The organism is Cronobacter muytjensii ATCC 51329, from assembly GCF_001277195.1.
Lineage (GTDB): Bacteria > Pseudomonadota > Gammaproteobacteria > Enterobacterales > Enterobacteriaceae > Cronobacter > Cronobacter muytjensii.
Window position 1 is genome coordinate 125,490 of the sequence record NZ_CP012268.1, and the last position, 18,506, is coordinate 143,995.

The following is an 18,506-nucleotide window of genomic DNA, read 5'->3' on the forward strand; positions in this document are numbered from 1 at the left end:
TTAAGGAAACAACATGGAACTGAACGGCGTGGACGCCGCCATGCGCGAGCGCGTGCGGCAGGTATTAACTGAAGTGGAACAAAAGCATGGCGTGAAAGTGCTTTACGCCTGTGAGTCGGGCAGTCGCGGCTGGGGCTTTGCCTCGCCGGACAGTGATTACGATGTGCGCTTTCTCTATGTGCATCCGCCGGCGTGGTATTTACGCGTGGAGCCGCCACGCGATGTCATCGAACTGCCAATAGATGACACGCTCGATGTCTGCGGCTGGGAGTGGCGTAAGGCGCTCGGGCTGCTTAAACGGGCGAACCCCACGCTTATCGAGTGGCTTGATTCGCCGATCGTCTATCAGCAGGATGAGACGGCTATCGGCGCGCTGCGCGAGCAGGTGCCGCTGTGGTTCTCCGCCGAGCGGGCGCGCTGGCACTATTACTCTATGGCGCGCAAAAACTTTCTCAGTTATTTGCAGGGCGAGCAGGTGCGGCTGAAGAAATATTTCTACGTGTTGCGCCCGCTGCTTGCAGTTCGCTGGATAGAAGCGGGCAAGGGCGCGCCGCCGATGCGTTTTGTCCATTTGCTGGAGGGTACCGTGACCGATCCGCTGCTGCGTCAGGAAATAGACGCGCTGCTGGCGAGAAAACAGCGGGCGGGCGAGGCCGAATATGGCGCGGCGATGCCGCGGATACACGCGTTCATCACGGCAGAGCTGGCGCGTGGCGAAACGCCGCCGGAACTGCCGCACAGCGAAAAAGCGCAGGCGAGTCTGTTAGATAAACTGCTTTATGAAACGGTGATGGCCTGACAGTGTCAGGCCATTTTTTTACTTATTCGAAGAGATTATGGTGCAGTTTCTGGACCACCTGTTCGGCGTCGTTGCCCGGCACCAGGAAGCAGAGGTTATAGCTCGACGCGCCATAGCAAATCATGCGGATGTTGAACGGCTCCAGCACGCCAAACACCTCTTTGCCCACGCCGCAGGCTTTCGAGAGGTTGTTGCCAATCAGCGCGACCAGCGCCAGATTTTCCTCCACTTCCACGCGGCAAAGCGAGGAGAGCTCGGTCAGCAGCGCCTGCGTCAGCAGCGTGTCGCCGGTCGAGGTGGAGCCGGTGGTGTCAAGCGTCAGCGCCACGCTCACTTCCGACGTGGTAATGAGATCGACCGAAATATTGTGCCGCGCCAGGATGCAGAACACTTCGGCCAGGAAGCCGCGCGAGTGCAGCATATTCAGGCTGTGGAGCGTGAGCAGCGTCTGTTTGCGGCGCAGCGCCAGCGCGCGGAACAGCGGCGGATGGGTGGTTTTATTGCACACCAGCGTGCCGCCCGCTTTCGGGTCTTTGCTGGAGCCGACAAACACCGGAATATCGCTGCGCACCGCGGGCAGCAGGGTCGCCGGATGCAGTACTTTGGCGCCAAACGTCGCCATCTCGGCCGCTTCTTCAAAGGCGATTTCATCAATGCGTTTCGCGGCAGGCACCACGCGCGGGTCGGTGGTGTAAATGCCCGGTACGTCAGTCCAGATATCGATGCGGCTCGCCTGTAGCGCCTCGCCAAGCAGCGCGGCGGTATAATCGCTGCCGCCGCGGCCAAGCGTGGTGGTGCGCCCTTTGGTTTCGCTACCGATAAACCCTTGCGTTATCACCAGTCCTTCCGCAAGGCGCGGCGTGAGTTGCTGCGCGCACAGTTCGGCAAGCGCGGCAACATCCGGCTCGGCGCGGCCAAAGCGGTCGCTGGTGCGCATCACTTTGCGCACGTCGAACCACTGCGCCTGCACGTTTCGCTCGCGCAGGATTTCGACAAACAGCAGGGTGGACATGAGCTCGCCGTGGCTGACCAGCTCGTCAGTCAGCGCCGTAGAGGTGGCGAGCGACGCGGCCTCAGAAAGGGTGGCGATGTTTTCCAGCAGGCGGTCGATCTCTTCGCGGATCACCGTCGGGTTTTGCAGGCGCTCCAGGATGTCGTACTGAATTTTGCGGATGGCGTCGAGCTTTACAAAGCGCTCGGTCGCTTCCAGCCCTTCGGCCAGCGCCACCAGCAGATTAGTGATGCCAGCGGAGGCGGAAAGCACCACCAGGCGGACCTTGCCATCGTCCAGGACGACATCGGCGCTGCGGTTCATGGCGTCGAAATCCGCCACGCTGGTGCCGCCAAATTTAGCGACCACTAAAGAATCTGTCATAACTACCTCGTGTCAGGGAACCATCCGTGATGGCGCAACGTTTATCAGCCATGGCACAAGGAGAGAGCGGTAAGGGGGCGGACGCAGACGGGAAAAACCACAACTACATTCACCCAGAAGCGCTCCACCTTGCGAAGCGTCCGACTGCGGGCGCTTCGGGTGACAACCCAGGGGATTCAGCCCCTGCAGTCGATAGCGAACGTTGCCAGACGCCGCGCTACCTCGGCGTCGCTCCCCATGACGTGTGGTCGCAGGACTGGCTCCTTGCACACGCTACCTGGGCGACGCGCCTCTTCCGGCGATACTCTGCGCCTTTCGTCCTGCCGCGGCGTTGGCTTTCCTCGCTCACCCCAGTCACATACTTTTGTACGCTCCTGGGGATTCGCTGCGTCGCCGCCTTGCGGCAAAACGAAATGCTGGAGTATCGATTTTGTTCAGACTGAGCGTGCGTCCGCTTTCTCGCTTACCGCCTTGCCACATCCCGAACTATTCTGGAAAACAGCGACTCATTGCTATTTGTTTTTCCGCGGCGTTGGCTTTCCTCGCTCACCCCAGTCACATACTTTTGTATGCTCCTGGGGATTCGCTGCGTCGCCGCCTTGCGGCAAAACGAAATGCTGGAGTATCGGTTTTGTTCAGACTGAGCGTGCGTCCGCTTTCTCGCTTACCGCCTTGCCACATCCCGAACTATTCTGGAAAACAGCGACTCATTGCTATTTGTTTTTCCGCGGCGTTGGCTTTCCTCGCTCACCCCCGTCACATACTTTTGTATGCTCCCGGGGATTCGCTGCGTCGCCGCCTTGCGGCAAAACGAAATGCTGGAGTATCGGTTTTCAGCGGTTTCAGGTTTCCATGTATTGCGCCTGAAACACCATAACATTGTCCGGCAGACGGCGCGCAGCGCGCTCGTCGCGGGACGTATTCATAAATAAAGGTTTGGCCGGGGGATTGTCAACGATACGGTCATGGGGATTTTTCATGTTACGCGGGCTGCCAGGAAAATAACTTATAACGGCTATACTTTGGTCTGCTCTCTGGGGAGGCGTGCGTCCGGCCTTATGATAAAAATCATCACAATTTCAGCGACTGGCGCTACAATCGACCGCAGTCACAATTCTCAAATCACAAGAGTATTGCTATGAAAAACATCAACCCAACGCAGACTTCTGCCTGGCAGGCACTACAGAATCACTTCGACGTTATGAAAGATGTCACTATCGCTGACCTCTTCGCCAAAGACGCCGACCGCTTCAGTAAATTCTCCGCCACCTTCAACGATCTGATGCTGGTGGACTACTCCAAAAACCGCATCACCGAAGAAACCCTCAGCAAACTGCTGGATCTCGCAAAAGAGACCGATCTGGCGGGCGCGATTAAATCCATGTTCTCCGGCGAGAAGATCAACCGTACCGAAGACCGCGCCGTGCTGCATGTCGCGCTGCGCAACCGCAGCAACACGCCTATCCTGGTTGACGGCAAAGATGTGATGCCGGAAGTGAACGCGGTACTGGAGAAAATGAAAAAATTCTCCGAAGCGATTATCTCCGGCGAATGGAAAGGCTACACCGGCAAGCCGATCACTGATGTGGTGAACATCGGTATCGGCGGCTCTGACCTCGGCCCGTTCATGGTCACCGAAGCGCTGCGCCCGTACAAAAACCACCTGAACATGCACTTCGTCTCCAACGTGGACGGCACCCACATCGCCGAGGTGCTGAAGAAAGTGAATCCGGAATCCACGCTGTTCCTGGTGGCGTCCAAGACCTTCACCACGCAGGAAACCATGACCAACGCGCACAGCGCGCGCGACTGGTTCCTGAGCACCGCCGGTGACGAAAAACACGTGGCGAAGCACTTCGCGGCGCTCTCCACTAACGCCAAAGCGGTGGGCGATTTCGGTATCGATACCGCAAATATGTTCGAATTCTGGGACTGGGTCGGCGGTCGTTACTCTCTGTGGTCGGCAATCGGTCTGTCCATTATTCTGTCTGTCGGTTACGACAACTTTGTCGAGCTGCTCTCCGGCGCGCACGCGATGGATCAGCACTTCTCCAGCACCGAACTGGACAAAAACCTGCCGGTGCTGCTGGCGCTGATTGGCATCTGGTACAACAACTTCTTTGGCGCGGAAACCGAAGCGATTCTGCCGTATGACCAATACATGCACCGTTTCGCCGCCTATTTCCAGCAGGGCAACATGGAATCCAACGGCAAATACGTTGACCGCAACGGCAACGCTGTGGATTACCAGACGGGCCCTATCATCTGGGGCGAGCCGGGCACCAACGGCCAGCATGCGTTTTATCAGCTGATCCACCAGGGCACCAAGCTGGTGCCGTGCGATTTCATCGCGCCTGCCATCACCCACAACCCGCTGTCGGATCATCACCAGAAGCTGCTGTCTAACTTCTTCGCTCAGACCGAGGCGCTGGCGTTCGGTAAATCCCGCGACGTCGTAGAGCAGGAGTTCCGCGATCAGGGCAAAGATCCGGCGCAACTGGATCACGTGGTGCCGTTCAAAGTATTTGAAGGCAACCGCCCGACTAACTCTATTCTGCTGCGTGAAATTACCCCGTTCAGCCTGGGCGCGCTGATTGCGCTCTACGAGCACAAAATCTTCACCCAGGGCGCGATTCTGAACATCTTCACCTTCGACCAGTGGGGCGTGGAGCTTGGCAAACAGCTTGCTAACCGCATCCTGCCGGAGCTCGGCGATGAGAAGGCGATCGACAGCCACGACAGCTCCACCAACGGCTTAATTAACCGTTATAAAGCCTGGCGCGCCTGATTTAAGCAGCCCTGCAAAATAAGCGTAATGATGCCGGCAATATGCCGGCATTTTTTTCTCAGATAAATCTTGTTGTCCGCCTGTTTCCCGCTACTCTTTAATCTTGAGGTTAATCCGAAAATCGCCGCGCCCGGCTTGCGCACGCCTGAAGGGTTTCAGATAAACCGGATTACCCTTTATCAGGGATATATTATAACAAATTGAAAAATATGCGATTTATATAAAATCTATTATGACATCCCTCGCTATTTGTCGAATTATCCTAAAACCCTGTGCCTATTTCCCTGTGTCGTAAACCGACAGGGGTTGTTGTGTATACTCGGAAGCGCCTGAAAATCTTTTCGGGTAAATCTCCATTCATTCAATGAAGGGAAATTGATATGAAGAAAATCCTTAGTGGCGTTTTCGCCATTGCAGCGCTTGGCGCTGCTGTCTCAGCCCAGGCGGCACCGGTTAGCGTCGGTGAAGCGGCAGGCTCGGCAGCGACCTCCGTGTCGGTTGGCAGCTCCAGCGCCACCGCATCAAGCACTGTAGGGTCGGTAGTCGGTGTGGCGCTTGCCGCCACCGGCGGCGGCGATGGTTCCAATACCGGGACCACCACTACCACCACCACCAGCACCACCCAGTAAACCCTTCGGGGGCTTTAACCATAACCACACTACGGTGTGGTTATTTTGACTTTTTTTGGGGAAATATCGTGAAGCGACTCGCGATTGTGTTGATGTGCCTGATGATTCAGGCCTGCTCCACCACGACCAAGGGACTCGGCAATTCACTCAGGCAAAGCCTCTTCGGCCCGGATGGCGTACAGCTCACGGATGACGATATCCAGAACATGCCTTATGCCAGCCAGTACATGACGCTAAATAACGGCCCGCAACTCTTTGTGGTGCTCGCGTTTTCTGAAAATGGCCAACAAAAATGGGTTACGCAGGACCGCGCGACGATCGTGACGCAGCATGGCCGCGTCGTGAAAACCTTAAGCCTCGCCGACAATCTTATCGACATTAATAACGTGGCCGCCGACCCCCTGGCGCACGCGAATCAAATTATCGATGGCGCCAGCTGGACGCGCACGATGGGCTGGACCGAGCGCCACCAGGTGCGTTACGCCACCGCCCGCTCTACTTTTACCTGGGACGGCACCGATACGCTGAAAGTGGGCAGTGATATCACGCCCGTGCGTGTGCTGGATGAAGAAGTGACTACCGATGCGGCCACCTGGCATAACCGCTTCTGGGTGGACAGCGAAGGGCAGATTCGTCAGTCAAAACAATATCTGGGTGCGGGCTATTTCCCGGTCACCACTATTCTGTTGAAGGCAGCGAAATAATGAAAACCACACTTATCGCTTCGCTGATATTTAGCCTCGGCAGCTTTTGCGCTTTCGCCGACGGCACCATTACCGTTTATCGGGACCATGCACAGCCGCTAAAAGTTTCCGGCGCGAAACATCTCGCCGATCTGGTTTCTCAACCGCAGTTAGCTGGCAGCTGGTGGCTGGGCGCGGTTATCAGCGAACGTCAGGCAAGCGTTGAGGCGCAGGCGCAGCATCAGGTGCTGTTAAACCGCCTGGCGTCACTGGCCGCCGAAGAGGGCGGCGATGACGGCGCGGCGATTAACCGCGTGCGTCAGCAGTTACAGACCATGAAAGTGACGGGCCGTCAGAGAGTCATCCTTGACCCGGACCGCGTGCGGGTGCGTCCGCAAAACAATCCGCCGCTGGAAGGCGACTACGAGTTATGGGTCGGCCAGCAGCCATCCACTATTACGCTCGCAGGCCTGGTCAGCGCGCCGGGCAAAAAAACGTTTACCCCCGGCAAGCCGGTCACCGATTATCTCGATGAGGTCAGCCGTTTAAGCGGCGCCGAGCGCAGCTACGCCTGGCTGATTCAGCCGACCGGGCGCGTGGAAAAAGTGCCAGTGGCCTACTGGAATAAGCGCCACGTTGAACCGATGCCCGGCAGCATCCTGTACGTCGGCTTTGCCGACCATACGTTTACCTCAGCGTATGACGGGCTGAACGAGCAAATCATCTCTTCTCTGACGCATCGGATACCGGATTAATGAAAACACATTACTATCTCAGCCTGCTGGCGCTGGCGGTCGCTTCCGCCTGCCATGCCGAAACGTATCCGGCCCCTGTTGGCCCCTCGCAGACCGATTTTGGGGGCGTTGGCCTGATGCAGACGCCGACGGCGCGTATGGCGCGCGACGGCGAACTTAGCCTGAACTATCACGATAACGACCAGTATCGTTACTACTCAGCGTCCATTCAGCTGTTCCCGTGGCTCGAAACCACGCTGCGCTACACCGACGTGCGTACCCGCGAATACTCCAGCGTGGATTCGTTCTCCGGCAACCAGACCTATAAAGATAAAGCGTTCGATCTCAAGCTGCGCCTGTGGGAAGAGGGCTACTGGCTGCCGCAGGTCGCGGTAGGCGCGCGCGATATCGGCGGTACGGGCCTGTTTGACGCCGAATATCTGGTCGCCAGTAAAGCCTGGGGGCCATTTGACTTCTCGCTGGGGCTTGGCTGGGGCTATCTTGGCACCAACGGCAACGTGAAAAACCCGTTCTGCCAGTATGACGACAAATTCTGCTACCGCGACCCGAGCTACCAGCGCGCGGGCTCTATCGACGGCAGCACCATGTTCCACGGCCCGGCCGCGATTTTCGGCGGCATCGAATACCAGACGCCGTGGCAGCCGCTGCGCCTGAAGCTGGAGTATGAAGGCAACAACTACACCCAGGACTTCGCGGGTAAAATCGATCAGAAGAGCAAATTTAACGTCGGCGCGATTTACCGCGTCGCCGACTGGGCGGACGTGAATCTGAGCTACGAGCGCGGCAACACGCTGATGTTCGGCTTTACGCTGCGCACCAACTTTAACGATCTGCGCCCGTCCTATAACGATAACCGTCGTCCGGAATATGAGCCGCAGCCGCAGGATCCGGTGCTGCAGCACAGCGTGGTGGCAAACCAGCTCACCTCGCTGAAATATAACGCCGGGCTTAACGATCCGCAGATCCAGGTGAAGGGCGATACGCTCTACGTTACCGGCGAGCAGTATAAGTATCGCGACTCGCGCGAGGGCATTGAGCGCGCCAACCGCATTATCATGAACGACCTGCCAGAAGGCGTGAACCGCATCCGGATTACTGAAACGCGTCTGAATATGCCGCAGGTGACCACGGAAACCGATGTGGCGAGCCTAAGACGCCATCTCGAAGGCGAGCCGCTCGGCCATGAAACCCAACTGGCGCAGCAGCGTATGGCGCCGGTGGAGGCGGAGAACCCGGAGCAGGGCTGGTATATCGAAAAATCGCGCTTTAACATCGCGCTCAACCCGGTGCTGAATCAGTCCATCGGCGGCCCGGAAAACTTCTACATGTACCAGCTCGGCCTGATGGGCACCGCCGATCTCTGGCTGACTGACCACCTGCTGACGACCGGTAGCGTGTTTGTGAATCTGGCGAATAACTACGACAAATTTAACTACACCGATCCGAAAGACAGTTCGCCGCTGCCGCGCGTGCGTACCCGCGTGCGTGAATATGTTGAAAACAACTATTACGTTAACAACCTGCAGGCCAACTACTTCCAGCATCTGGGCGGCGATTTCTACGGTCAGATCTACGCGGGTTATCTGGAAACCATGTACGCGGGCGCGGGCGCGGAAGTGCTGTGGCGTCCGGTGGACAGCAACTGGGCATTTGGCGTCAACGGCAACTACGTGAAGCAGCGTGACTGGACCAGCCCGCAAAACATGATGAAGTTCACCGATTACAGCGTGAAAACCGGGCACCTGACCGCCTACTGGACGCCGCCGTTTGCGCAGGATGTGCTGATTAAAGCGAGCGTCGGTCAGTATCTGGCGGGCGACAAAGGGGGCACGCTTGAGGTGTCGAAACATTTCGACAGCGGCATTGTAGTGGGCGCGTACGCCACCATTACCAACGTGTCGCCTGAAGAGTACGGCGAGGGGGATTTCACCAAAGGGGTGTATGTATCGGTGCCGTTCGATCTCTTTACCACCAGCCCGACCCGCAGCCGCGCGGCTATCGGCTGGACGCCGCTCACCCGTGACGGCGGTCAGATGCTGGGCCGTAAGTTCGATCTCTACAGCATGACCAGCGATAAGAGCCTGAATTTCCGCTAACGCGTGGACGCAGGGTGACCGCAATGGCGGAAGGATAAGGTGATCGAAAGGACCGGGATAACGGGCAGGTCGTGAGGGTAGGGTGGGTAAGCGCTGCGCTTACCTGCCCTATATTCCACAGGAGGCCCGTCAGGCGGTTAAGCGAAGCACGCCCGTCGCCAGAGCCATGCCCTCCACCGCAATGATGTCCCCTCTCCCTGAGTGGGAGAGGGGCGCACCGCGTCTGGCGCAATCTTCACAACAGCCGTAACAATCGCGCCGGATTCCCGGCATAAACGCCTTTTTCGGTAATCGGCTTCGTCACCACGCTGCCCGCGCCGACTACCGCGCCGTCGCAAATCGATACCGCCAGTATGGTCGCGCCGCTGCCAATCGATACGTTATCGCCAATCGTTATCCGCGCCCAGTTGGCGCTGTCCGGGTCTGGCTTACCGTCGCGGAACATATCGTTGGCGAACATCACTCCGTGGCCGATAAAACACGCCTCGCCGATGGTCACATACTCGCAGATGAACGTATGCGACTGCACCCGCGTGCCGCGCCCAACCCGTGAGTGGCGCTGGATCTCCACAAACGGGCCGACAAATACCTCGTCGCCCAGCTCGCAGCCATAGAGGTTGGCAGGCTGATAAATCACCACGTCGCGCCCGACAACCACATCGCTTACGCGCGCCTCGCGCATTTTCGGCGTATTCCCGAACATCACGCGCGGTCCCGCTCAAGACGAGCGACAATCTGCGCCAGCGCGGCGCGCGGGCTGGTCAGCAGTTTTGGGTGACTGAAGTAACGTTCGGCACCCGCCATTGACGCCTGAGCCAGCGCCACACAGCCTGCGCCGCGCGCGAACGCCTGCTGCGCCGCTTCGGCGACGCGCTGGTGAAAGGCGTCATGCTGGCCGCGCTGAAACAACGCCCAGGCTTCGGGGATAATCTCTACCGCCAGCGGGGTGGTGGGCGACAGCGTGGCGCGAAACAGCGCTGCGGTCGGGTGAAGCGTGGTCGGGGCGGCGCACAGCACGACCACGGGCTTTCCGGCAGTAGATGCCGCCTGCGCCAGCGCGCGATCCACGCGCATAATGCCCGGATCCTGGCCGAGAAAATCGGCGGCGGAGCCGAGCGTCGAACAGGTAAGCAGAACCACATCCGCATCGGTACGCAGCTGCGCCAGCGCGGCGATGGTCTCTTTTTCGATTTCCGGCGTCACGCCGCCCGCGGCTTGCGCCTGTTCGAGCAGGTGGGGCATGACCTCATGAGTTAAAGCGTCTTGCGGAAGATCCAGCGAGCGGGCGGCCTCATCAAAAACCGCGACGTTACTTTGCGCCGTATGCAGGCAGGCTATTTTCATCTTCTTTCCCTGTCGTAAGTAAGTGTTAACGCGACCGTTAACAATGCGCAGCCCCGTCGGGCGCTGCAAAACCTGAACCCTTGAGTATAGACGCCGTCACGCTTTTCGCGTCGTGGCGGCGCGCATGCGGCGACAATAAAAAAGGCGGCCCGTGGGCCGCCGAATAAACATCAAGTCAGGGATACAATGGCACTGCAGTGGCAAAAAATAACGATGAAGAGGGTTAGCCTTTCACGCCGCCCGCCGTCAGGCCGCTCACCAGCCAGCGCTGCGCCAGCAGGAAGACCACGGTAATCGGGATGGCCGAGAGCACGGCCGCCGCCGCGAAATCTCCCCACAGGTAGTTTTGCGGGTTGAGATATTGCTGCATGCCCACCGCCAGGGTGTAGCTGTCCACATCGCGCAGCAGCAGCGAGGCGACCGGCACTTCGGTAATCGCGCCGATAAACGACAGAATAAACACCACCGCCAGAATCGGCACCGAGAGCGGCAGCAGCACCAGCCGGAACGCCTGCCACGGCGTCGCGCCGTCAAGCGCCGCGGCTTCTTCCAGCGAGCCGTCGATGGTTTCGAAATAGCCTTTGATCGTCCAGACATGCAGCGCGATGCCGCCCAGATAAGCGAAGATAACGCCGCCGTGGGTATTAAGGCCGATAAACGGAATGTACTGGCCGAGACGGTCAAACAGCGCGTAGAGCGCTACCAGCGACAGCACCGCCGGGAACATCTGGAAAATCAACATGCCTTTCAGCAGCGCGCCTTTACCCGGGAAACGCATACGGGCGAAGGCGTAGGCGCAGGTGGTGGAGAGCGCCACGATGCCTGCTGCGGTAATCGCGGCGATCTTCACCGAGTTCCACAGCCATAACAGGACCGGGAACGGGGGCGGCGTTACGCGTCCGTCGGCGTGTTCCACGCTAAACCCGAGCGCGAGGCGCCAGTGTTCCCAGGAGATCTGATCCGGAATAAGGCTACCGGTGGCAAAGTTGCCGGGGCGCAGCGAAATCGCGACGACCATCAACAACGGAAACATAATGGCGGCGATAAACGCCAGCAGCAGCAGATGCGTAGCCAGCAGGCGCAGCTTTTGCGATTTCGGTTGAACCATAGCCATGTGAAGTCTCCTTAATCAAACTTAATGCGCGTGGCTTTGAGGTTCACCACCGCCAGCGCGCCGACCAGCAGGAAAATCAGCGTGGCAATTGCCGCTGCGAGGCCGAAGTCCTGTCCGCCGCCGCCTTCAAAGGCGATACGCCAGGTGTAGCTCACCAGCAGGTCGGTGTAGCCCGCAGGCGTTGTGGTGCCGATACGGTCGGGGCCGCCGTTGGTCAAGAGCAGGATCAGCACGAAGTTATTAAAGTTAAACGCGAAGCTTGCGATCATCAGCGGCGTCAGCGGCTTGATGAGCAGCGGGAACGTAATTTTGAAGAAGTTCTGGAACGGGCCTGCGCCGTCCATCGCCGAGGCCTCATAGAGATCGTCCGGAATCGCCTTCAAAAGCCCCATGCAAAGGATCATCATGTACGGATAGCCAAGCCAGGTGTTGACGATGATTATCATGGCGCGCGCGGTGGTCGGGTCGGTAAACCAGGCCGGTTTGATGCCGAACAGCGCGCTCAGCATCATGTTGATCTCACCGAAACTCTGGTTGAACAACCCTTTGAAAATCAGGATCGAGATAAACGAGGGCACCGCGTAAGGCAGGATCAGCAGCACGCGATAGATGGCTTTGCCCTTGAGCGACTCCCACTGGACAAGACACGCCAGCACCATGCCGACCGCGACGGTCAGCACGACGGTCAGCACCGAGAAGACGACGGTCCAGACGAAGATGGCCATAAAGGGTTTCTGGATGCCATCATCGGCGAAAACGCGTAAAAAGTTGTCCCAGCCGATGGAAACGGTGTAACCGGGGCTGAGTTTTTCATCACCCCACTGGCCGTCGGCAGTGATGGCCTGATAAAAGCCGATGTCGTTATTCGGGCGATATTTCACGCCGCTCTGATTATTCGTAAGCGTGCCGTCATCGGCGAGCGTGTAGAGCGGACGCGTACCGGAGAACTGGCGCAGCGAGCTCATGACAAGCTGGCTGGCATCCGGCAGTTCTGCGGTTATCTGATTCAGCGCCTGACGGTTCTGGGTGATGACGCGCAGCGTCGCGCGCTCGCCTTCCGGCAGGGCTGGCGCGGCGGCAAGTTTCAGTTTCTGCTCGCCGCCAAATTTAAACGGTTCAGAGACAAAGTATTTGTCGCCGGCGTCGGTCAGCGCCAGACGCCACTGCTCACCGACAGGATACAGGCCGAAGGTATAGCTCTCGCCCGCCTGATATTTACGGTCCATCAGCACCTGACGCGCGCGCTCCTGGGTGAGCTGGTTAGTGCTGCTGTAGTTGGTAAAGGCGATGGCGATGGTGCAGGCGAGCGGAAAGAGCACGAACAGGCCCATGCCCGCAAGGCCCGGATAGACATAACGCCACGCGTAGGCGCGGCGATTGGCGAAAATATAGAGGCCAACCGAGCTTAAAATCAGCGTCATGATGGCGAACAGGTACTCCCCCTGTGCGTACATTAAAACGACAAGGTAACCCACCAGTAAGCCCAGCAGACCTGTCGCCGACCATTTCAGCGCGTCGCTTTGCCACCAGTGTTTCTTTTTAATGACATCCATGGGGATCTTCCTCAACAACGGTGAAAACATAGTTGTGGCCGTGCCACGATATAACGCGTTACATGACGTGGTGGGTGGCGCTTTGCTTACCCACCGTACCTGTCTGTGAAGGGTGTTGTCGGGCGGGTAAACAAAGCGCTACCCGCCGTTATCCACTACCGATTATTTGGCGATACGGCCCTGCGCGTCTTTCAGCGCTTCGTCAACGGTCTGGCGACCGGTAACGGCGTTGATCACCGCAGTACGTACGGCGTACCAGAACGCGGACATCTGCGGCACGTTCGGCATAATTTCACCGGTTTTCGCGTTCGCCATTGTCGCGGCGATACGCGGATCTTTCTCCAGTTTCTCCTGGTAGGATTTAAGCGCGACGGCGCCCAGCGGTTTGTCTTTATTGACCGCTTCCAGACCCTGATCGGTCAGCAGGTAGTTTTCCAGGAACTCTTTCGCCAGCTCTTTGTTCGGGCTGGCGGCGTTGATACCCGCACTCAGCACGCCCACGAACGGTTTAGACGGTTTGCCTTTGAAGGTCGGCAGCGGCGCTACGCCGTAATTCACCTTGCTCTTGTCGATGTTTGCCCATGCCCACGGACCGTTAATGGTCATGGCGGTGTCGCCTTTGTTAAATGCCCCTTCCGCGATGGAGTAATCGGTGTCGGCGTTCATGTGTTTGTTTTTGATAAGGTCAACCAGGAAGCCGAGGCCTGCTTTCGCGCCCGCGCTGTCTACGCCGACGTTTTTCACGTCATATTTGCCGTTTTCAAATTTAAAGGCGTAACCGCCATCAGCGGCGATAATTGGCCATGTGAAGTACGGTTCCTGGAGGTTGAACATCAGCGCGCTTTTGCCTTTCGCCTTCAGCTCTTTATCCAGTTTCGGGATCTCTTCCCAGGTCTTCGGCGGGTTCGGCACCAGGTCTTTGTTGTAAATCAGCGAGAGGGATTCCACGGCCACCGGGTAGGCGATAATTTTGCCGTTAAAGCGCACCGCGTCCCAGGTGAAAGGATAGAGTTTGTCCTGGAAGGCTTTCTCCGGCGTGACTTCCGCCAGCAGGCCAGACTGCGCGTAACCACCAAAACGGTCATGAGCCCAGAAGATAATATCCGGGCCGTCGCCCGTCGCGGCCACCTGCGGGTACTTCTCTTCCAGCTTGTCCGGATGTTCAACGGTGACTTTAATGCCGGTGTCCTGTTCAAACTTTTTACCTACTTCGGCCAGGCCGTTATAGCCTTTATCGCCGTTGATCCAGATAACCAGCTTACCTTCTTCGATTTTGGCCAGAGCAGAGGCAGAAAAGAGCGCCGTCGTCAGCGCGGAGAGGGCGAGGAGGCGTACGCCGCTTTTAATTTTCATAACTCCTATCCTTTTAGTGGTTTGCGCGTGGATACACGTATTGGCTTTACCTGTACCAGTCTGGGCATCTGACAAGCGCTTCTCATCCTCCTTTTCTCTACGCCCCACCGCTTCGTAATGTGATCTGGGTTACATAAGTGGAATTTCTGTGGCCTGGCGCACAGAAAACCGCTGCGTTTTTTGCCGTCCGCATCACGAAAATCGCCACGGGCCGCCTGACGGCGGGACAGCCGCCAGCCCCTCATCCTCCCGTCTCCTCCCCCATAAAAAAGGCGGGGGTGGAGGATGGCCCGGCCTCGCGCAGGGCGCATAGTGCCGTCAACGTGGTTTTCCCGCGAGAGGCGGGTGAAGTAGACAAGGGAGAAGGGAATGGCAGGCGTTCAGCTTCGCAACGTAACAAAAGCCTGGGGCGAGGTGGTGGTGTCGAAGGATATCAATCTCGACATTACCGAAGGCGAGTTTGTGGTGTTTGTCGGGCCGTCGGGCTGCGGTAAATCGACGCTGCTGCGTATGATTGCCGGGCTTGAGACCATCACCAGCGGCGATTTGCATATCGGCGGCAAGCGTATGAACGACGTGCCGCCCGCCGAGCGCGGCGTGGGGATGGTGTTTCAGTCTTACGCGCTCTATCCGCACCTGTCGGTCGCCGAAAACATGTCCTTTGGCCTGAAGCTGGCGGGCGCCCGCAAAGAGGCTATCAACCAGCGCGTCACGCAGGTGGCGGAAGTGTTGCAGCTGGCGCACCTGCTGGATCGCCGTCCGAAAGCCCTCTCAGGCGGGCAGCGTCAGCGCGTGGCGATTGGCCGTACGCTTGTGGCGGAGCCGTCAGTATTTCTGCTTGATGAGCCGCTGTCTAACCTCGACGCCGCGCTGCGCGTGCAGATGCGTATCGAGATCTCCCGTCTTCATAAGCGCCTTAAGCGCACCATGATTTACGTCACCCACGATCAGGTCGAAGCGATGACGCTTGCCGATAAAATCGTGGTGCTGGACGCAGGCCGCGTCGCCCAGGTGGGCAAGCCGCTGGAACTTTATCACTACCCGGCAGATCGCTTCGTCGCGGGCTTTATCGGCTCGCCGAAGATGAACTTCCTGCCAGTGAAAGTCACCGCCACCGCCATCGATCAGGTGCAGGTGGAGCTGCCGAACCGCCAGCTGGTCTGGCTGCCGGTAGAGAGTGCCCAGGTTCAGGTGGGCGCCAATATGTCTCTTGGCATCCGTCCGGAACACCTCCTGCCGAGCGATATCGCCGACGTTACCCTCGAAGGCGAAGTGCAGGTGGTCGAGCAGTTAGGTCATGAAACTCAGATTCACATCCAAATCCCTGCTCTGCGTCAGAACCTGGTCTACCGCCAGAATGACGTCGTGCTGGTAGAAGAGGGCGCCACATTCGCTATCGGCTTGCCGCCGGAGCGTTGCCATCTTTTTCGGGAAGATGGCACCGCCTGTCGTCGGTTGCATAAAGAGCCGGGCGTTTAAGCGCCCCCGATTACAAAGAAAAGCAAAAGATCTCAGGAGATAGAATGATGATAACTCTGCGTAAACTCCCTCTGGCTGTGGCCGTCATGGCGGGTATCTTCGCCGCGCAGGCCTCTGCGGTGGACTTCAAAGGTTATGCCCGTTCAGGCATTGGCTGGACCGGTAGTGGCGGCACTCAGAAATGTTTTCAGGCAACAGGTTCAGGTTCTAAATACCGTCTGGGTAACGAATGTGATACCTACGCGGAAATTAAATTAGGACAGGAAGTATGGAAAGAAGGCGATAAGAGCTTCTATTTTGACAGCAATATCGGCTATGGCTCTGATCAGGAAGGCGATTTTGAGAACACCAATACGCCTGCGATTCGTGAATTTAACGTGGTAGGTAAAAACCTGATTGATGCTCTGCCGGGCGCCAATATCTGGGCAGGTAAGCGCTTCTACCAGCGTCATGATGTTCACATGATCGACTTCTACTACTGGGATATCTCTGGCCCGGGCGCAGGTCTTGAAAATATTGATGTAGGTGTCGGTAAGCTTTCTTTAGCGGCAACCCGTAACACTGAAAGCGGCGGTTCGTCTATCTATAACGACGGTGTAAACCCGGCAACCGGTCAGACCTGGGAAAACAAAGTTCCGAACGATACGTTTGATGTTCGCTGGGCGGGTATTGAAACCAACCCAGGCGGCGCACTCGAGCTGGGCGTCGACTATGGACGCACAAACGTTGGTGACGACTATTATCTGCAACCAGGCGCTTCCAAAGATGGCTGGATGTTCACTGGTGAACACACACAAACCATCGGTACTGGCTTTAACAAATTCGTTGTTCAGTATGCGACGGATTCCATGACCTCCCAGGGTAAAGGTCGTAACGAAGGCGGCAGCATCGATAACGATGGCAGCATGATTCGTATCCTTGACCATGGTTCAATTTCCATGGGCGATCGCTGGGACATGATGTATGTCGCGATGTATCAGGACATTGACCGTGACAACAATAACGGCAACACCTGGTGGACCGTGGGTATTCGTCCGATGTTCAAATGGACGCCTATCATGAGCACCTTGCTGGAAGTTGGTTACGACAACGTGAAGTCTCAGCGTACCGACGACACCAACGACCAGTACAAAATCACCCTGGCGCAACAGTGGCAGGCTGGCGACAGCATCTGGTCTCGCCCGGCTATCCGTGTCTTCGCGACCTACGCCAAGTGGGATGAAAAATGGGGTTATGACAACGGTGTGGCATATAGCGACACTTCCGCCAAAACCTTTAGCCGCGGCGACAGCGATGAGTGGAGCTTCGGCGCCCAGATGGAAATCTGGTGGTAATCACGCGTTATCGTAGTAACAAGGGGGGCGAAAGCCCCTCTGACCCTTCATTGAAAGTACCGATTTTCGGGAAACGCGCTATTGCCTGGCTACCGTTTCCCTTTCTATTCGAGGTCATAAAAATGAAAAAACGTCTCGTCGCATTATGCTTAAGCACAGCGCTGCTCGCGGGCGCGCCTGCCGTCAGCTTTGCTGATGTGAATATCGTGCCGCAAAACACCTCCGCTGCGCCCGCTATCCCGGCCGGTGAGTTACAGCGCCTGACCTGGACGCCTGTCGCGCAGTCGCAAACCCAGACGACCGATCTCGCCGCCACCGGCCAGACCCTCAACGTGCCGGGCATTACCGGCAAAGTCGCGGCGTACAGCGTGCCGGCGAACATCGGCGAGCTGACCATCACGCTCACCAGCCTTGCGAACAAACAGACCGGCATTTACGCGCCCAACGTGCTGGTGCTGGATCAGAACTTAACGCCTGCCGCGTACTTCCCGAGCAGCTACTTCACCTATCAGGAGCCGGGCGTGGTTTCCGAAGACCGCCTGGAAGGTGTCCTTAAGCTGACGCCAGCGCTCGGGCAGCAGAAGCTGTACCTGTTGGTCTTCACCACGCCGCAGGATCTGCAAAAGACCACGACCATGACCAACCCGGCGAAAGCCTATGCCAAAGGGGTAGGTAACGCCGTGCCGGATATCGCCGATCCGGTGGCTCGTCATACGCCTGACGGAAGACTTAAACTGAAAGTAAGCACTAACTCCGCATCCAGCGTATTGGTCGGCCCGCTGTTTGGCTCCTCCGGCCCGTCGCCTGTCACGGTAGGCAATACTGCAGCGCCTGCCTCCGCTTATAGCGCACCAGCGCCAGCGCCAGCGCCTGCCGCTCCGGCTCCGGCACCGGGTGCCGCGCCCGCGCCTGTGGCGAAGAGCGAGCCGGTACTGAATGACACCGAGGCGTATTTCAACCGCGCCATTAAACAGGCGGTCGCCAAAGGGGATGTCGATAAGGCCCTGAAACTGCTGAATGAAGCCGAGCGCCTGGGCTCTACCACGGCTCGCCAGACTTTTATCAGTAGCGTAAAAGGCAAGGGGTGACAGTCGCCCCGCGCTGCTGATGTTTGCAACACCTGGTGCGCGTTCGCGCACCTTTTTTCCCGACGCAGCATGCCGTTCTGTTGCACCCATGTTGCGCTTTTGTTCGTACTCCTTGT

At 57.8% G+C, this 18,506-nt stretch carries 16 protein-coding genes and 1 riboswitch; of the genes, 9 read left to right on the top strand and 7 right to left on the bottom strand.

Annotated features, from left to right (window positions below; genetic code table 11):
* Positions 1–13: 13 nt before the first annotated feature.
* Complete coding sequence (locus tag AFK63_RS00685) at positions 14–799, top strand: nucleotidyltransferase domain-containing protein (protein ID WP_038867286.1); 786 nt, start codon at positions 14–16, stop codon at positions 797–799.
* 22 nt (positions 800–821) lie between these two features.
* Here the strand turns inward: AFK63_RS00685 and lysC are convergent, their stop codons facing one another.
* Entirely contained in the window at positions 822–2,174 is a 1,353-nt protein-coding gene (gene lysC / locus AFK63_RS00690) for a lysine-sensitive aspartokinase 3 (RefSeq protein ID WP_038867289.1), read from the bottom strand.
* A gap of 109 nt (positions 2,175–2,283) precedes the next feature.
* Positions 2,284–2,477: riboswitch (Lysine riboswitch) on the bottom strand.
* A gap of 539 nt (positions 2,478–3,016) precedes the next feature.
* Positions 3,017–3,154: a hypothetical protein gene (locus AFK63_RS21375; protein WP_155884342.1), complete on the bottom strand. Its 138-nt coding sequence runs from the start codon at positions 3,152–3,154 to the stop codon at positions 3,017–3,019.
* Between the two features lie 158 nt (positions 3,155–3,312).
* Here AFK63_RS21375 and pgi point away from each other — a divergent pair, with 158 nt between their 5' ends.
* From pgi to AFK63_RS00720, 5 genes are all read left to right on the top strand, one after another.
* On the top strand, positions 3,313–4,962 hold the full coding sequence (pgi, locus tag AFK63_RS00700) for a glucose-6-phosphate isomerase (protein ID WP_038867290.1): 1,650 nt from the start codon (positions 3,313–3,315) through the stop codon (positions 4,960–4,962).
* A gap of 380 nt (positions 4,963–5,342) precedes the next feature.
* Positions 5,343–5,591 carry an exopolysaccharide production protein YjbE gene (gene yjbE, locus AFK63_RS00705; RefSeq protein ID WP_038867292.1) on the top strand — a complete coding sequence of 83 codons (249 nt, stop codon included), beginning with the start codon at positions 5,343–5,345 and terminating at the stop codon, positions 5,589–5,591.
* Positions 5,592–5,659: 68 nt separating this feature from the next.
* Positions 5,660–6,295: a YjbF family lipoprotein gene (locus AFK63_RS00710; protein ID WP_038867295.1), complete on the top strand. Its 636-nt coding sequence runs from the start codon at positions 5,660–5,662 to the stop codon at positions 6,293–6,295.
* Complete coding sequence (locus tag AFK63_RS00715; RefSeq protein ID WP_038867298.1) at positions 6,295–7,029, top strand: capsule biosynthesis GfcC D2 domain-containing protein; 735 nt, start codon at positions 6,295–6,297, stop codon at positions 7,027–7,029. The genes AFK63_RS00710 and AFK63_RS00715 overlap by 1 nt, the downstream gene beginning before the upstream one ends.
* The gene (locus AFK63_RS00720) at positions 7,029–9,125 is read left to right on the top strand and encodes a YjbH domain-containing protein (RefSeq protein ID WP_038867300.1); all 2,097 of its coding nucleotides are present in this window, start codon (positions 7,029–7,031) and stop codon (positions 9,123–9,125) included. Before AFK63_RS00715 ends, AFK63_RS00720 begins: the two co-directional genes overlap by 1 nt.
* A gap of 235 nt (positions 9,126–9,360) precedes the next feature.
* Here the strand turns inward: AFK63_RS00720 and AFK63_RS00725 are convergent, their stop codons facing one another.
* From AFK63_RS00725 to malE, 5 genes are all read right to left on the bottom strand, one after another.
* Positions 9,361–9,807, bottom strand: coding sequence for an acyltransferase (locus tag AFK63_RS00725; protein WP_407638549.1), 447 nt, complete (start codon positions 9,805–9,807; stop codon positions 9,361–9,363).
* Between the two features lie 20 nt (positions 9,808–9,827).
* Positions 9,828–10,469: a hypothetical protein gene (locus AFK63_RS00730; protein WP_038867304.1), complete on the bottom strand. Its 642-nt coding sequence runs from the start codon at positions 10,467–10,469 to the stop codon at positions 9,828–9,830.
* Positions 10,470–10,692: 223 nt separating this feature from the next.
* Complete coding sequence (gene malG / locus AFK63_RS00735) at positions 10,693–11,583, bottom strand: maltose ABC transporter permease MalG (RefSeq protein WP_038867311.1); 891 nt, start codon at positions 11,581–11,583, stop codon at positions 10,693–10,695.
* 11 nt (positions 11,584–11,594) lie between these two features.
* On the bottom strand, positions 11,595–13,136 hold the full coding sequence (gene malF / locus AFK63_RS00740) for a maltose ABC transporter permease MalF (RefSeq protein WP_038867313.1): 1,542 nt from the start codon (positions 13,134–13,136) through the stop codon (positions 11,595–11,597).
* Between the two features lie 162 nt (positions 13,137–13,298).
* Positions 13,299–14,489: a maltose/maltodextrin ABC transporter substrate-binding protein MalE gene (gene malE / locus AFK63_RS00745; RefSeq protein WP_038867325.1), complete on the bottom strand. Its 1,191-nt coding sequence runs from the start codon at positions 14,487–14,489 to the stop codon at positions 13,299–13,301.
* Between the two features lie 369 nt (positions 14,490–14,858).
* Between malE and malK the strand changes: the two genes are divergently transcribed.
* The 3 genes from malK to malM all read left to right on the top strand — a co-directional run bounded on the left by malK (position 14,859) and on the right by malM (position 18,390).
* The gene (gene malK, locus AFK63_RS00750; protein WP_007667583.1) at positions 14,859–15,968 is read left to right on the top strand and encodes a maltose/maltodextrin ABC transporter ATP-binding protein MalK; all 1,110 of its coding nucleotides are present in this window, start codon (positions 14,859–14,861) and stop codon (positions 15,966–15,968) included.
* A 44-nt stretch (positions 15,969–16,012) separates the two neighbouring features.
* A complete protein-coding gene (locus AFK63_RS00755; protein ID WP_007752852.1) occupies positions 16,013–17,302 on the top strand; it encodes a maltoporin in 1,290 nt (429 codons plus the stop codon).
* Positions 17,303–17,424: 122 nt separating this feature from the next.
* Positions 17,425–18,390, top strand: coding sequence for a maltose operon protein MalM (gene malM, locus AFK63_RS00760; RefSeq protein ID WP_174514614.1), 966 nt, complete (start codon positions 17,425–17,427; stop codon positions 18,388–18,390).
* Positions 18,391–18,506 lie beyond the last annotated feature (116 nt).

Bases quoted from the DNA above. Each gene is read 5' to 3' on its own strand.
- malM (WP_174514614.1), top strand. From the start codon at position 17,425: ATGAAAAAACGTCTCGTCGCATTATGCTTAAGCACAGCGCTGCTCGCG.
- AFK63_RS00715 (WP_038867298.1), top strand. From the start codon at position 6,295: ATGAAAACCACACTTATCGCTTCGCTGATATTTAGCCTCGGCAGCTTT.
- AFK63_RS00725 (WP_407638549.1), bottom strand. From the start codon at position 9,807: ATGCGCGAGGCGCGCGTAAGCGATGTGGTTGTCGGGCGCGACGTGGTG.
- AFK63_RS00755 (WP_007752852.1), top strand. From the start codon at position 16,013: ATGATGATAACTCTGCGTAAACTCCCTCTGGCTGTGGCCGTCATGGCG.
- malK (WP_007667583.1), top strand. From the start codon at position 14,859: ATGGCAGGCGTTCAGCTTCGCAACGTAACAAAAGCCTGGGGCGAGGTG.
- malF (WP_038867313.1), bottom strand. From the start codon at position 13,136: ATGGATGTCATTAAAAAGAAACACTGGTGGCAAAGCGACGCGCTGAAA.
- AFK63_RS00730 (WP_038867304.1), bottom strand. From the start codon at position 10,469: ATGAAAATAGCCTGCCTGCATACGGCGCAAAGTAACGTCGCGGTTTTT.
- pgi (WP_038867290.1), top strand. From the start codon at position 3,313: ATGAAAAACATCAACCCAACGCAGACTTCTGCCTGGCAGGCACTACAG.
- yjbE (WP_038867292.1), top strand. From the start codon at position 5,343: ATGAAGAAAATCCTTAGTGGCGTTTTCGCCATTGCAGCGCTTGGCGCT.
- malE (WP_038867325.1), bottom strand. From the start codon at position 14,489: ATGAAAATTAAAAGCGGCGTACGCCTCCTCGCCCTCTCCGCGCTGACG.
- AFK63_RS00720 (WP_038867300.1), top strand. From the start codon at position 7,029: ATGAAAACACATTACTATCTCAGCCTGCTGGCGCTGGCGGTCGCTTCC.
- lysC (WP_038867289.1), bottom strand. From the start codon at position 2,174: ATGACAGATTCTTTAGTGGTCGCTAAATTTGGCGGCACCAGCGTGGCG.
- AFK63_RS00685 (WP_038867286.1), top strand. From the start codon at position 14: ATGGAACTGAACGGCGTGGACGCCGCCATGCGCGAGCGCGTGCGGCAG.
- malG (WP_038867311.1), bottom strand. From the start codon at position 11,583: ATGGCTATGGTTCAACCGAAATCGCAAAAGCTGCGCCTGCTGGCTACG.
- AFK63_RS21375 (WP_155884342.1), bottom strand. From the start codon at position 3,154: ATGAAAAATCCCCATGACCGTATCGTTGACAATCCCCCGGCCAAACCT.